This window comes from Pseudomonas sp. F-14 TE3623 (assembly GCF_053629015.1).
The window spans coordinates 5,610,272-5,625,216 of record NZ_JBRJHM010000001.1; the positions used below are offsets into that span (position 1 = coordinate 5,610,272).

General features: G+C 59.3%; 12 protein-coding genes. 5 read left to right on the forward strand and 7 right to left on the reverse strand.

Features of this window, described 5'->3' with window-relative positions:
* Positions 1–8 precede the first annotated feature (8 nt).
* Positions 9–2,954, forward strand: coding sequence for an HD domain-containing phosphohydrolase (locus tag AB7M29_RS26030; RefSeq protein ID WP_454248322.1), 2,946 nt, complete (start codon positions 9–11; stop codon positions 2,952–2,954).
* Here the strand turns inward: AB7M29_RS26030 and AB7M29_RS26035 are convergent, their stop codons facing one another.
* Both AB7M29_RS26035 and AB7M29_RS26040 read right to left on the reverse strand, forming a co-directional pair.
* Positions 2,955–3,437, reverse strand: a complete 483-nt coding sequence (locus AB7M29_RS26035) for a GAF domain-containing protein (RefSeq protein ID WP_007940023.1) — start codon at positions 3,435–3,437, stop codon at positions 2,955–2,957.
* A complete protein-coding gene (locus AB7M29_RS26040) occupies positions 3,434–4,324 on the reverse strand; it encodes an ATP-binding protein (protein ID WP_454248323.1) in 891 nt (296 codons plus the stop codon). The genes AB7M29_RS26035 and AB7M29_RS26040 overlap by 4 nt, the downstream gene beginning before the upstream one ends.
* Positions 4,325–4,478: 154 nt before the next feature.
* Between AB7M29_RS26040 and AB7M29_RS26045 the strand changes: the two genes are divergently transcribed.
* Positions 4,479–6,800: a response regulator gene (locus tag AB7M29_RS26045; protein WP_454248324.1), complete on the forward strand. Its 2,322-nt coding sequence runs from the start codon at positions 4,479–4,481 to the stop codon at positions 6,798–6,800.
* On the opposite strand, the gene AB7M29_RS26050 is transcribed toward AB7M29_RS26045, so the two are convergent.
* The 3 genes from AB7M29_RS26050 to msrB form a co-directional block, all read right to left on the reverse strand.
* Positions 6,784–7,245 carry a MarR family winged helix-turn-helix transcriptional regulator gene (locus AB7M29_RS26050; protein ID WP_038982224.1) on the reverse strand — a complete coding sequence of 154 codons (462 nt, stop codon included), beginning with the start codon at positions 7,243–7,245 and terminating at the stop codon, positions 6,784–6,786. The two genes, AB7M29_RS26045 and AB7M29_RS26050, sit on opposite strands and share 17 nt — an antisense overlap.
* Positions 7,242–7,727: a glutathione peroxidase gene (locus AB7M29_RS26055; protein WP_454248325.1), complete on the reverse strand. Its 486-nt coding sequence runs from the start codon at positions 7,725–7,727 to the stop codon at positions 7,242–7,244. The genes AB7M29_RS26050 and AB7M29_RS26055 overlap by 4 nt, the downstream gene beginning before the upstream one ends.
* A gap of 166 nt (positions 7,728–7,893) precedes the next feature.
* A complete protein-coding gene (gene msrB, locus AB7M29_RS26060) occupies positions 7,894–8,289 on the reverse strand; it encodes a peptide-methionine (R)-S-oxide reductase MsrB (protein WP_217858812.1) in 396 nt (131 codons plus the stop codon).
* A 225-nt stretch (positions 8,290–8,514) separates the two neighbouring features.
* On the opposite strand from msrB, the gene AB7M29_RS26065 reads away from it, so the two are divergent.
* Positions 8,515–9,726: a pyridoxal phosphate-dependent aminotransferase gene (locus AB7M29_RS26065; protein ID WP_052964158.1), complete on the forward strand. Its 1,212-nt coding sequence runs from the start codon at positions 8,515–8,517 to the stop codon at positions 9,724–9,726.
* A 317-nt stretch (positions 9,727–10,043) separates the two neighbouring features.
* Positions 10,044–10,931, forward strand: coding sequence for a protease HtpX (gene htpX, locus AB7M29_RS26070; protein ID WP_008075669.1), 888 nt, complete (start codon positions 10,044–10,046; stop codon positions 10,929–10,931).
* Positions 10,932–11,122: 191 nt separating this feature from the next.
* Here the strand turns inward: htpX and AB7M29_RS26075 are convergent, their stop codons facing one another.
* Positions 11,123–11,779, reverse strand: a complete 657-nt coding sequence (locus AB7M29_RS26075) for a thiopurine S-methyltransferase (protein ID WP_217858813.1) — start codon at positions 11,777–11,779, stop codon at positions 11,123–11,125.
* A 103-nt stretch (positions 11,780–11,882) separates the two neighbouring features.
* Here AB7M29_RS26075 and AB7M29_RS26080 point away from each other — a divergent pair, with 103 nt between their 5' ends.
* Positions 11,883–12,650, forward strand: coding sequence for a DODA-type extradiol aromatic ring-opening family dioxygenase (locus tag AB7M29_RS26080; RefSeq protein ID WP_454248326.1), 768 nt, complete (start codon positions 11,883–11,885; stop codon positions 12,648–12,650).
* Positions 12,651–12,865: 215 nt separating this feature from the next.
* On the opposite strand, the gene AB7M29_RS26085 is transcribed toward AB7M29_RS26080, so the two are convergent.
* Entirely contained in the window at positions 12,866–14,539 is a 1,674-nt protein-coding gene (locus AB7M29_RS26085) for a DEAD/DEAH box helicase (protein ID WP_052964005.1), read from the reverse strand.
* Positions 14,540–14,945 lie beyond the last annotated feature (406 nt).

The window sequence follows — 14,945 nt, forward strand, 5'->3', positions numbered from 1 at the left end:
AAGCTGCAATGCCCAGCCCACTGCGCCCGGATCAACGCCGGTTTCCTCTGCATATCCATATCAGCGTGATGTTCACCTTCCTGTTGTTACTGACCGGGGTGGTTCTGGGTATTTTCAACTATCGGCAAACCACCCAGATTATTCTTTCCAGCAGCGAAAAACTCTTCAACCGTATCGAGCAGGATGTCCGCCTGGACCTGCACCGCACCTATCAGCCGATTCGTCATCTGCTTAGCCTGCTGGCGGACAATCCGGCGACCCAGGCGCTCGACCTTGAGCAGCGCCTGGCGTTGCTCAAGCCCTTCAGCCAATCACTCAAGGACAACCCCGATCTGGCCTCGCTGTATCTGGGTTATGGCAATGGCGACTTCTTCATGGTTCGTCCTTTGCGCACCGGCGCCCTGAAAACACAGGTCAAGGCACCGGACACGGCGGCGTATCAGGTATGGAGCATCGAGCACCCAAGCAGCGGTCAGATCCGCTCCCAATCATTGTTTTTCGATCAGAACCTGGCCCTCATCAGCCGTCAGGACAACCCCGACGAAACCTACGATCCCCGTGCCCGCGCCTGGTTCTCCGCCGCCCGCGGTAACCGCGATCAGATCACCACCGAGCCCTACCTTTTTTTCTCCACCCACAACGTCGGTACCACACTGGCCCGGAGCAGTGGCGAGCATGCAGTGATGGGGGCCGACCTCACGCTGGCCGAACTGTCGGCAACCCTGGCCGAACATTTGGTGACCCCCAGTACCGAAATTGTGCTGTTCGATGCCGAGGGGAATGCCATCGCCTACCCCGACAGCAGCAAACTGATTGTCGACGAGCAGACGGCCCGGCTGATCAAAGCCGCTGACCTGAGCCCCAATCTCGCAGCTCTGCTGACAAGTTCTCCCGAGGTCAAACGGTTGAACGTCGCGGGTCGTCAATGGATCGTGGCGCGCAGCAGCATCCAGGAGGGTGGCCCGCAGGGACTGCAATTGGCGCTACTGGTGCCGGAGGACGAATTGCTCGTCGATGCCTACCGCATGCGCTGGCAAGGCGCGTTGATTACCCTGGCGACGCTGCTGTTGTGCCTGCCGATGGGTTGGCTGACCTCGAGAATCCTGGTCAAACCCTTGCACGCCCTGGTGCAGGAAGCCGATGCGATTCGTAGTTTCGATTTCAATTTTCCCGCCTCCCGTCGCTCGCCGGTGCTTGAAGTCGACCAACTGAGCGTGTCGATGGCGCGCATGAAAGACACCCTGGCGAGTTTTTTCCAGATCACCGACAGCCTGAGCGCCGAGACCCGTTTCGCCCCGCTGCTGCAACGGGTGTTGTTTGAAACCGTGAAGATCGGCCAGGCCCAGGCCGGTCTGCTCTACCTGCGGGAAAGTGATGACGATCGCGTGGAGCCTCATGCGCTGGTCATCAATGGCAGCTCACAGGCATTGCCGTCATTCGCCATTCAAGGACACACGCCTCAGGATCCGCAGAGCCCTCAATGGATGCAGAAATTGTCGAGCGCCAACAATGTCGTCACCAGCCTGGGTTTCGAAGAGGCAGGGGATTTGCAGAAGGTTTTACTCGCACTGGAGTGCCCACGGGTTCATCTGATCGGTATCCGGCTGCACAATCGTCATAACGAAACCGTCGGGCTGCTGGTCCTGCTGCTGGCCGACAGCGGCACGCAAGACGACCTGGAAAAAATTCGCCCGGACCGCATCGCGTTTCTCCAGGCGGTTTCCGGTGCCGCCGCCGTGAGTATCGAAAGTCAGCGCCTGCAAGCCAAACAGAAACAGCTGCTGGACTCTTTTATTCAACTGCTGGCTGGCGCGATCGATGCCAAGAGTCCCTATACCGGCGGGCATTGCCAGCGGGTACCGGCATTGACGCTGATGCTGGCGCAAGCTGCCGCGGCCAGTCAGGACCCGGCCTTCAGCAGCTATCAGCCCACCGACGATGAATGGGAAGCCCTGCACATCGCTGCCTGGCTGCATGATTGCGGCAAGGTCACCACGCCTGAATACGTGGTCGACAAAGCCACCAAGCTTGAGACCCTGTACGACCGCATCCACGAAATCCGCACCCGTTTCGAAGTGCTCAAGCGTGATGCCTGGATCAACTATTGGCAGGCCATCGCCCTGGGGGGTGACGAGGAGCATCTGGCGCAATTGCGCAATGCGAACCTGGCGGCACTGGATGATGATTTCGCGTTCATCGCCCGCTGCAACCTCGGCAGCGAGGCCATGGCAGATGCCGATCTGCAACGCCTGGCCACCATCGCTCAACGCACCTGGACCCGAACCCTGGATGATCGACTGGGCGTTTCATGGGAAGAGAACCGGCGCCAGGCCCGGACGCCGACGCCGACCCTGCCGGTCAACGAGCCGCTATTGGCGGATAAACCCGAACACCTGCTCGAACGGGCCGACAGCGAACTGATCCCGGACGACAATCCCTGGGGGTTCAAGCTTGACGTGCCGCGCTATAAGTACAACCGGGGCGAGCTCTACAACCTGAGCATCACCCGAGGCACCCTGACCCGCGAAGAGCGTTACATCATCAATCACCACATGGTGCAGACGATTCTGATGCTCAATCACCTGCCCTTCCCCGGCCACCTCAATAACATCGCGGAGATCGCCGGCGGCCACCACGAAAAAATGGACGGCACCGGTTATCCCAAACGGCTGAAGCGCGAAGACATGAGCTTGCCGGCACGGATGATGGCGATTGCCGATATTTTCGAAGCGTTGACCGCCGCCGATCGCCCTTACAAGAAAGCCAAGACCTTGAGTGAAGCGCTGGGCATCATGGCCACCATGTGCCGTGACGCCCACATTGACGCCGAGTTATTCGGGCTGTTCATCAACGACGAAGTCTACTTGCAGTACGCCAACCGTTTTCTCGACCCACGACAGATTGATGCGGTCGACCCGTCAAGCCTACTGATCAAGGCCGGTTTGACGGCCTGATCAGCAGTCGGTCAGACGCAGGAAAATCGCCGCCAGTTGTTCGATACCAGCCTGATCGTCAGCGGTAAAACGCGCGAGTTTCGGGCTGTCGAGGTCCAGCACACCGATCAGTCGACCGTCCTTGACCAGCGGCACCACCAACTCGCTGTTCGAGGCACTGTCGCACGCGATGTGCCCGGGGAACGCATGTACATCTTCGACCCGCTGGGTCTGCAAGGTGGCCGCCGCCGCCCCGCACACACCGCGACCGAATGGAATCCGTACACAGGCGATCTGCCCCTGAAACGGGCCAAGCACCAGTTCTTCGTTGCGATTAAGGTAGAAACCGGCCCAGTTCAGGTCATCGAGCTGGTTGAACAGAAACGCCGAAAATTGTGCGGCGTTGGCGATAAAATCACGCTCGTCTGCCAGCAATGATTCCAGCTGTGCCCATAGCATGCCGTAGCCCTCCAGGCCCTGGCCGCTCTTTTGTAAATCGATCATGCCTTGTGCTCCAACAGCTTCAGCCCGACCCAATAGCGGGCAAATTGATACGCGCAACGTCCGTTGCGATTGCCCCGGCCCGTGGCCCAGCGCACAGCGAGGATGTCCAGCTCTTCATCACGCTGCCACTCAAGGCCGGCCTTGTCGGCCAATTGACCGATCCAGTGCTCGACGACGTTGAGGAAATGCTCCTGAGTAAACGGATAGAACGACAGCCACAGGCCAAAACGGTCCGACAGCGCGATCTTGTCTTCCATCGCCTCACTGGGATGGAGTTCGCCATCGACCCTTTTCCAGTTCTCGTTATCGCTTTCCTTCTCCGGCACCAGATGGCGACGGTTGGAGGTGGCGTACAGCAGAACGTTGTCTGGCGCCTGCTCGAGCGAACCATCGAGCACGCTCTTGAGCACGCGGTAATCGCCCTCGCCCGACTCGAACGACAGGTCATCGCAGAACAGCACAAAACGTTGAGGCAACTTGGCGATCTGCTCGACCACGCGCGGCAAGTCCGCCAGGTGATCGCGTTCGATCTCGATCAGCCGCAGGCCGCTCTTGGCGTGTTCCGACAGCAAGGCGCGCACCAGCGACGATTTACCGGTGCCACGCGAGCCCCAGAGCAAAGCGTGGTTGGCTGGCATGCCGTCGAGGAACTGTTGGGTGTTGCGGCCCAGTTGCTCCAGTTGCCGGTCAACGCCGATCAAGTCGGACAAACGCGTGTCCAGGCTGACTTGCAGCGGCAACAGAAAACCGCTGCGCCCCTCGCGCTGCCAGCGTGCGGCCAGGCAGTGCGTCCAGTCGATGGCTTGTCGAGGGGCGGGAAGCAGCGGCTCGATACGGGCCAGAACGGCATCGGCGCGTTCAAGAAAAGCATTCAATCGGGAATCCACGTCTTCTCCTCGGGCACGTTCACGGTAATGATGGCGGTACAACGACGAAACACAGCATCTACACCCCCTACAGGTGTTTTGCGAGAACATCGGTATCCATTGATGATCGACTATGCTTGAGCAGCGAAGGGAAACGGAAGTGGTTCAACATCCCATGGATATCAAGTTCAGCCACCGGCTGTCGTACAAACAAGCCAGGATTACGGTGCTGGCCGGTTTCATTCTGGGCACGCTGCTCAGCCTGCTGCAAATAGGCATCGATTATGCCAGCGAAGACGCCTCCATCAACCGCGAAATACTGTCCTTGCTGGAAATCAGCCATAACCCCGCCTCCCGCATCGCCTACAACATCGATGCCGAACTCGCTCAGGAACTGGCCCTGGGTCTGCTGCGCTCCCCGGCGATCATCGGCGCGCAACTGACCGACAACAACAATACCGTGCTGGCCAGCGTCAAGCGTCCGGGTCTGGAAAACAATGACCGGATGATCAGCGACTTCCTGTTCGGTGCCAACCGGCAGTTTGAAGACCGCCTTTACCTCGACCAATTGCCGGACGAGTCCCTCGGGACCTTGCGCCTGGAAGTCGATACCTACACCTTCGGCAGTCGTTTCCTGCGCCGGGCCGAAGTGACCCTGCTCAACGGCTTCGCGCGCAGCCTGATTCTCACGGGCATTCTGCTGGCGCTGTTTTACGTGATGCTGACCAAACCGCTGGTGCGGGTTATCCGCGAACTCAGTGGCCGTGATCCGCGCAGCGCGGAACCGACGTTGCTGGAGTGTCCGACGGGGCATGAAAACGATGAAATCGGGGTCTTGGTCAAGGTCGCCAATCAGCAGTTCGAAAATATCGCCACCGAAATCCAGCAACGGCGCAACGCCGAAAACCGTCTGACCGACTACCTCTCGCAACTGGAAAACATCGTCTCGGCCCGCACCGCGGAACTCAAGGCGATCAATACCCGCCTCAGCCAATCCAACGAGGAGCTGGAAGTCGCCCGCAGCACTGCCCTGGACATGGCCGAAGCGCGCTCGGTGTTTCTGGCCAACATGAGTCATGAAATCCGTACGCCCCTCAACGGTCTGCTGGGGATGATCGCGCTCTCGCTGGACGGCCCGCTCAATGCCGAGCAGCAGCAACAGCTGTCCATCGCCCATGACTCGGGCAAAGTACTGGTGGAACTGCTCAACGATATTCTCGACCTGTCGAAGTTCGATGCCGGCCAGCTCGAACTCGAACACATTCCATTCGACCTTGGCTCGCTGATCGAAGACACCGCCAATCTGCTGTCCCAGAACGCCGCGCCGAGTGTCGAGTTGGCATGCCTGATCGATCCGCAATTTCCCGCACTGGTGCTCGGTGATCCGACCCGGGTCCGGCAGATCGTCAGCAACTTGTTGTCCAACGCCCTCAAATTCACCCGTTTCGGGCGGGTCGATGTGCGTCTTTCTATGTTCGAAGACGGTGTGCGAATCGAAGTCTGCGACACTGGCATCGGCATCGCCCAGGATGCGCAGGTCAAAATCTTCCAGCCGTTCACCCAGGCCGGTGCCGGCATTACCCGGCAATTCGGCGGGACCGGGTTGGGCCTGGCGCTGACTTATAGCCTCTGCGAAGCCATGCAAGGCCGTCTGACGATTAGCTCGGAAGCGGGCTTCGGCAGCCAGTTCTGCGCCGATCTGCCCCTGCCCTGCCATACCCGGGCCATTTCTCCGGCAGCCTTGCGGGGCAACATCGTCGCGATCACCGCCGCCAGCAGCGGTCTGGCGGAACTGTTGAGCAATCTGCTGCCCGGCTGGGGGCTCGACTATCAGCAGCGTTCCATCGATGACCGGTTAATCGGCCTAGAGCCGGATGTACTGATCACCGACTGCCCCGAATGCCTGTTTGGCCTGCGCCCAACCTTCACCGCGCCGATTCTGCTGGTGACCGCTTACGGCAGTTTTCTGCCCGGAGAGCAAGCCAACGCCTTGGCGCCTTTGCAGCAGCAGGCGCGGCCTTTGGCGCGCAATGCGCTTTATCAGGCATTGCGGCGGATCTTGCAGCCGGAACTCACCACGATCAACGGTGCCCGGATCGAAGCCATCTCACCCCAGCGACGCGGACGCATCCTGTTGGTGGAAGACAACCCGGTCAATCAGTTGGTGGCCAAGGGAATGCTCGGAAAACTCGGTTGCGAGGTGAGCATCGCGGCCCACGGCGGCGAAGCGCTGGATCAGCTTGAGCAGAGTGAATTCGATCTGGTACTGATGGACTGCAACATGCCAGTGATGGACGGCTATGAAGCCAGCCGGCAGATCCGTCGCAGCGGGCGTTGGCCACAGCTGCCCATCGTCGCCCTGACCGCCAACGCCATGTCCGAAGAACGCGAACGCTGCCGTGCGGCGGGCATGAGTGACTACCTGGCCAAACCTTTTCGCCGGGAAGAACTGGCCGCCCTGCTCGACTTGTGGATACCCACTACGACAGTGCTTTGATTTGCCCCAACAGGTGATCAAGACCATCGCGCAGATCATTCAGGCGATCAAGATCGACGCCGCTATCGCACAACAGCCGGGCCTTGAGCGGCCCGACCTGATCGCGCAAAGCCTTGCCGGCGGGCGACAGGCTCAAGTGCACCTCACGCTCATCGCGCGCCGAACGCTGACGCTGCACCAGCTGCAGTTGCTCAAGCCGTTTGAGCAGCGGCGTCAAGGTCCCGGAATCCAGCGCCAGGCGCTCACCCAAGGCCTTGACCGTCGGCTGCTCCGGCGCCGCCTCCTGCCATTCCCACAGCACCAGCATCGCCAGGTATTGCGGGTAAGTCAGGCCCAACTGATCGAGCATCGGCTTGTAGGCACGGATCACCGCCCGAGAAGCGGCGTACAGCTTGAAACAGAGCTGACTGTCGAGCTTTAGCGAATCAACTGACAACGTGTTCATTTGAGCAGGGCTTCGATCTCGCGGCTCAGGTCCTGCGGTTTGGTCGCCGGAGCAAAGCGCTTGACCATCTGGCCGTCCTTGCCGATCAGGAACTTGGTGAAGTTCCACTTGATGCCTTGGGAACCCAGCAAGCCCGGTGCGCGCTTTTTCAGCTGAACGAACAATGGATGGGCGTCGGAACCATTCACTTCGATCTTCTTGAATAGCGGGAAACTCACTCCGTAATTCAACTCGCAGAACTCGGAAATCGCCCCTTCGTTTCCCGGCTCTTGCTTGCCGAACTGATTGCAGGGAAAGCCGAGCACCACCAGGCCTTGATCCTTGTAGGTCTGCCACAACTCTTCGAGGCCTTTGTACTGCGGGGTGAACCCGCATTTGCTGGCGGTGTTGACCACCAGCACCGCTTTGCCGGCGAAATCGGCCAGGGTCTTTTGCTCGCCCTTGATGGTGGTGCAAGGAATGCTCAGCAGGTTGTCGCTCATGGCACGAACTCCGAGTGGAAGGACAAAGGCTAAACATAGCGAGCAATTGAATTGTGTGCAATTTAATAAATCAATAGGTACCCGCACGCGCCCCTCATCGTAGGAGCTGCCGAAGGCTGCTCCTACGCAAGCAAGGTACATCCGCGACCCTGCGCAACGATGCAGTTTATTGGCGGGGAACGAGGTCCAGGCACACCGAATTAATGCAATAACGCAGACCAGTGGGCGGCGGACCGTCCGGGAACACATGCCCCAGGTGAGCATCGCATGTGGCGCAGACCACTTCGGTGCGGATCATGCCGTGGCTGACATCACGGATCTCGACCATCGCGCTGTCGCCGATCGGCGCGTAGAAGCTCGGCCAGCCGCAGCCGGAATCGAATTTGGTCTTTGAGTCGAACAGCGGCGCGTTGCAGCAAATGCAGTGGTAAACACCGTCGACCTTGCTGTCGTTGTACTTACCGGAGAATGGCCGCTCGGTGCCCTTGAGGCGGCAAACGTTATACTGCTCCGGATCGAGCATGGCCCGCCATTCTTCCAGGGTTTTTTCCAACTTTTCCATGATCACACCTCAGCAGCTGAAAAAGCCCGATCTGTACCTTTTCCACGGATCGGGCGGCACGTATGATTGCGCCTCGTCAAACGCCAGTCTGGCAGCCAGACCACGCGCATTCAAACGGATTATGAGTGCCGCCACTCAAGGCGTCAGGCCTGTGTGAATACGCAGGATTCCCAGTACGGTCGTTCATACGCCGCCTGGATCGTTCATTTTCGGGAACACATCGCCATGCAGGTCAGCAAATCGAACAAGCTCGCCAACGTCTGCTACGACATTCGCGGCCCAGTGCTCAAGCACGCCAAACGCCTGGAAGAGGAAGGCCATCGCATCCTCAAGCTGAACATCGGCAACCCGGCACCCTTTGGTTTCGAAGCGCCGGATGAAATCCTTCAGGACGTGATCCGCAACCTGCCGACCGCCCAAGGCTACAGCGACTCCAAGGGCCTGTTCAGCGCCCGCAAGGCCGTGATGCAGTACTACCAGCAAAAGCAGGTAGAAGGCGTCGGCATCGAAGACATCTACCTGGGCAACGGCGTTTCCGAGCTGATCGTGATGTCGATGCAGGCCCTGCTCAACAACGGCGACGAAGTGCTGGTGCCGGCTCCCGACTACCCGCTGTGGACTGCCGCAGTAAGCCTGGCGGGTGGCAACCCGGTGCATTACCTGTGCGACGAGCAGGCCAACTGGTGGCCGGACCTGGCCGACATCAAGGCCAAGATCACCCCGAACACCAAGGCGCTGGTGATCATCAACCCGAATAACCCGACCGGCGCGGTGTATTCGAAGGAAGTGCTGCTGGGCATGCTGGAACTGGCCCGCCAGCACAATCTGGTGGTGTTCTCCGACGAGATCTACGACAAAATCCTGTACGACGATGCCGTGCACATCTGCACCGCCTCGCTGGCGCCAGACTTGCTGTGCCTGACCTTCAACGGCCTGTCCAAGTCCTATCGCGTGGCTGGCTTCCGTTCCGGCTGGATCGCCATTTCCGGTCCGAAACACCACGCACAGAGCTACATCGAAGGCATCGACATACTGGCCAACATGCGCCTGTGTGCCAACGTGCCGAGCCAGCACGCTATCCAGACCGCGCTGGGCGGCTATCAGAGCATCAACGATCTGGTGCTGCCGCAAGGGCGTCTGCTGGAACAGCGCAATCGTACCTGGGAACTGCTCAACGACATTCCGGGCGTGAGCTGCGTCAAGCCGATGGGCGCGCTGTATGCATTCCCGCGGATCGATCCGAAAGTCTGCCCGATCCACAACGACGAGAAATTCGTGCTCGACCTGCTGCTCTCGGAGAAGCTGCTGGTGGTACAGGGCACGGCCTTCAACTGGCCATGGCCGGACCACTTCCGTGTGGTCACCCTGCCACGGCTCGACGACCTGGACCAGGCGATTGGCCGGATCGGTAACTTCCTCAAATCCTATCGCCAGTAAGTGGCCTGTCACCGTGCGACGCGGGTTAAAGTCGCACGGTGATTAATTCAGCAACATATCTTTGCACCCTACCCTGCATCGTTGTTTCAAGCGCTGACCGATGACACGTTTCATGCCCGCGCCTAACAACGGCGGGGGCCTGCGAGGCTAATTGGCTGACAACCGTTTCCCATGCCGACGTCGGAAATGCCCTTCAAGCCGCTAGACTGTTGCTGTAGGACACAGTTTGAAATAGTCACTCGGTTGAATAGCCCGGTGCAGCACCTTATATACCCCGCAGTACGCTACATCTTTAGCACGAGGAGATTTCTACAACCATGATGCGCATTTTGCTGTTTTTGGCCACTAACCTGGCGGTCGTGCTGATTGCCAGCATCACCCTGAGCCTTTTCGGCTTCAACGGGTTCATGGCGGCCAACGGGGTTGATCTCAACCTCAATCAGCTGCTGATTTTCTGTGCGGTCTTTGGTTTCGCCGGTTCCCTGTTCTCGCTGTTCATCTCCAAGTGGATGGCGAAAATGAGCACCAGCACCCAGATCATCAGCCAGCCGCGCACCCGGCACGAGCAATGGCTGCTGCAAACTGTCGAGCAATTGTCCCGCGAAGCCGGGATCAAGATGCCCGAAGTCGGGATTTTCCCGGCCTATGAAGCCAACGCCTTCGCCACCGGCTGGAACAAGAACGACGCACTGGTCGCGGTCAGCCAGGGCTTGCTCGAGCGTTTCTCGCCGGATGAAGTGAAAGCCGTTCTGGCCCACGAAATCGGCCACGTGGCCAATGGCGACATGGTCACCCTGGCGCTGATCCAGGGCGTGGTGAACACCTTCGTGATGTTCTTCGCCCGGATCATCGGTAACTTTGTCGACAAGGTGATCTTCAAGAACGAAGAAGGCCAAGGTATCGCCTACTACGTAGCGACCATCTTCGCCGAACTGGTTCTGGGTATTCTGGCCAGCGCCATCGTCATGTGGTTCTCGCGCAAACGCGAATTCCGTGCCGATGATGCCGGTGCACGCCTGGCGGGTACCAGCGCAATGATCGGTGCCCTGCAGCGTCTGCGTGCAGAACAAGGGCTGCCGGTGCACATGCCGGACACCCTGAATGCCTTCGGCATCAACGGCGGTCTCAAACAAGGGTTCGCCCGCATGTTCATGAGCCACCCGCCGCTGGAAGAGCGTATTGACGCATTGCGTCGTCGGGGCTGACAAGCTCTGCACTAAAAGAAAAGGCCCGCAGTGAATGCGGGCCTTTTTTTCGTCTGTTTGATTAGTGCGGTGCTCTTCGGGGCCTCTTCGCGGGCAAGCCTCGCACCTACAGTGGACCGCGTCCATTCAGATCACGCGGGCAACTGTGGGAGCGGGCTTGCTCGCGAAGAGGCCTGCAAACTCAACACACCTTAATGGCTGGAAACCCGATAAACCCGCTCTTCAAGCCGCGTGACACCGGCCTCAAGAAACTTCCAGCTCTCACCCAGAACGTCCTGGTCTTCCAGAATCTTCAGCGCCCACACATCGCCGAACAACCGTTGCACTTCGTCATCAAGCACAGCAAACGGCGGCCCGTCCATTTGCGCCTGGTCGTAATCCAGCGTAATCAAAAGCCCTAAAGCATCCTTCGGCAGAATCCGAATCAGATGAGCCGCGTATTGCTCACGCATCGCCGGCGGCAGGGCAATCAACGCCGCGCGGTCGTACAGCCCGCTGCAGTCAGCGACATCGCCTGCCGTCAGCTCAAAGAAATCACCGCACCACAACTCGATCGACCCTGCCCGATAGACCTTGAACGGCCCCTGCTCACTGACGTCCGGGTCAAATTGATGCTCACCGAAGAAGTCCTCCACGGCCTTTTCCGACAGCTCAATCCCCAAGACCTCATGACCTTGGTGCGCCAGCCACAACAGATCCAGACTTTTCCCACACAGCGGCACCAGCACGCGAGCGCCCTCTTCCAGGCCCAACGCTGGCCAGAACCGTTGCAGATAAGGATTCACTTCCGGCAGATGAAAGCCGATCTGATTCGACGCCCATCGTTTGTGCCAAAACTCCGGCTGCATAATTAACCCCGAAAAATTCGATCAAAAGACCCTAAAACTTATATTAGATTTAGATCAATGATCTGACTGAAGATGGTGCCATCTTACTCTCAGGAGCTCATTCATGTTCCCCAGCCTGTATATCTCTCATGGCTCCCCGATGCTAGCCCTGGAACCTGGCGCCAGCGGGCCGGCTCTCGCGCGCCTGGCCGCAGCATTACCGAAACCCAAGGCCATCGTGATGGTTTCCGCGCACTGGGAAAGCAGCGAACTGCTGGTCAGCGGCAACCCTCAGCCTGAAACCTGGCACGACTTCGGCGGCTTTCCGCAGGCCTTGTTCGAGGTGCAATACCCGGCCCCAGGCAATCCGCAACTGGCGGCGGAGGTGGTCGAGCTGCTGAAGGCCGATGGCCTGCCGGCGCGCATTGACAGCCAGCGACCGTTCGACCACGGTGTTTGGGTGCCCTTGTCGTTGATGTATCCGCAAGCTGATATCCCGGTGGTGCAGGTTTCGCTGCCCACCCGTGGCGGCCCTGCCCTGCAAACCCGCGTCGGCCATGCCTTGGCCAGCCTGCGCGAGCATGGTGTGCTGTTGATTGGATCCGGCAGCATCACCCACAACCTGCGCGAACTGGACTGGCACGCCGGCCCGGAAAGCGTCGAACCCTGGGCCAAGGTGTTCCGCGACTGGGTGATCGAGAAACTCGAAGCGAACGACGAAGCCGCATTGCACGACTATCGCCAGCAAGCTCCAAATGCTGCGCGTAACCATCCGAGTGACGAGCATCTGCTGCCGCTGTACTTTGCCCGCGCGGCCGGGGGTGAGTTCAGCATTGCGCACCAAGGGTTCACCATGGGGGCGCTGGGGATGGACATTTATCGCTTTGGCTGACAGGTAGACCGAATTGCCCCCTTCGCGAGCAAGCCCGCTCCCACACTGGATCTGCGTCGTACATGAATTCTGAATTCACTGAAGATCAAGTGTGGGAGCGGGCTTGCTCGCGAAGGAGGCGACTCCGCTCAAAAGCCGGGCAGAAACAGCAGGCAAAAAAAATCCCCGAACCAGTCGGGGATTTTTTATGTGCGATCAATCAGCCCGAGAGCGGATCAATCTTCGCGATAGCGACGCAGCTTCAACTGCTTACCGGCAACGCGAGTGTCCTTCAGTTTGGTCAGCAGCTTCTCCAGACCATCTTCCGGCAGCTCGACGAGGCTGAAGCTGTCACGCACCTGAATGCGGCCGATGGCTTCACGCGCCAAACCGCCTTCATTCAGGATGGCGCCCAGCAGGTTCTTGGCAGCGATACCATCACGCGCACCCAGCGCGGTACGGCAACGAGCACGACCTTCAGCCAATGGAACCGGAGCACGACGCTCACGATCACCACGGTCCGGACGATCACCGGAACGCTCTGGACGATCACCACGCGGTGCGCTGTTCGGCACCAGTGGACGTTCTTTCTCGATTGCGGCCAGGGTCAGCGCCTGAGCGTTGGTTGCCTTGCGCAGCAGAGCAGCGGCCAGTGCACGCGGGGTGCAACCGATGTCGGCGGTCAGGCGATCCAGCAGATCACCGTGAGTCGATTCGGCATCAGCGACCAGCGGCGACAGGCTGTTGGTCAGTTTCTTGATGCGGGCATCGAGAACGGCCTGGGCATCCGGCAGACGAACTTCGGCAACCTTCTGACCGGTTACACGCTCGATCACTTGCAGCATGCGGCGCTCGCGAGGAGTCACCAGCAGCAGTGCACGACCTTCGCGACCGGCACGGCCAGTACGGCCGATACGGTGAACGTAGGACTCAGGATCATACGGCATGTCAACGTTGAACACGTGAGTGATGCGCGGAACGTCCAGACCACGAGCGGCAACGTCGGTCGCCACAACGATGTCCAGACGGCCATCCTTGAGGGATTCGATCACGCGCTCACGCTGGTTCTGAGCGATGTCACCGTTCAGCGCAGCGGCTTTGTAGCCTTTGGCTTCCAGGGCACTGGCCAGGTCCAGGGTCGCTTGCTTGGTGCGCACGAACATGATCAGGGCGTCGAAATCTTCCACTTCCAGCAGGCTCAATACAGCCGAGGTCTTCTGGTCAGCGTGAACCAACAGGTGAGCCTGTTCGATCGCGGTAACGGTCTGAGTCTTGGTCTGGATCTTCACGTGTTGCGGATCGCGCAGATGGCGTTCGGCAATGGCACGGATCGACTGCGGCAGGGTGGCCGAGAACAATACGGTCTGACGGGTAGCAGGCAGGGCCTTGAAGATAACTTCGAGGTCGTCCATGAAACCCAGTTTGAGCATTTCATCGGCTTCGTCGAGAACCAGGTGGTTCACGGTAGCCAGAACTTTTTCGTCACGACGCAGGTGGTCGCACAGACGGCCCGGTGTGGCGACAACGATCTGTGCGCCATTACGGATTGCTTTCAGTTGTGGGCCCATAGGCGCGCCGCCGTAAACGGCCACAACGGTAACGCCCGGCATTTGCTTGGCGTAGGTTTCGAAAGCGGTTGCTACTTGCAGCGCCAACTCACGGGTTGGCGCCAGGATCAGGGCTTGCGGCTCGCGCTTGGCAGGATCGATGCGGTGCAGGATCGGCAGGGCGAACGCGGCGGTTTTACCCGTACCGGTTTGCGCCTGACCAATCATGTCGTGACCGGCCATGATGATCGGGATCGATTGCTGCTGAATAGCCGAAGGTTCTTCGTAGCCGGTCGCAATGACAGCTGCAAGAATATTCGGATTAAGATTAAAAGCGGCGAAGCCGCCGGTTTCCTGGGTCATGGGTCTGCCTCTAAGTGCATCCGCAAAGACCCATGCTCCAAAGCTGCGCATGCCGTGTAAGACTCAAGAGTCGCCCTGGCTGCTTTGTCGGCGGGGATTTGCGAAAACGAATGAATGAAAAAGATTCGTCAAGGAAGAGTCCGCTGTGCGGACGTGCAGCCGAAGCTGGCTTCGGGGAATTGCGCTACCTAAACGCGGCCCGGTTAAAGGCCGGCGCGCACTATACCGGAATTCGCCCGAAAAGGGAGCTTTTTTTATCGGAAAAAACCGGCGCATACCGTTGTGTCACGGGCTTTGCGGATAATTGTGCGACGGTCTATTTTGCAAAGGCCCGGCCCTGCTGACGATGGCGCTAAAACGGTTCACTCTTGTGACGCAGACCTGCGGTCTGACACCCCCTTCCCCA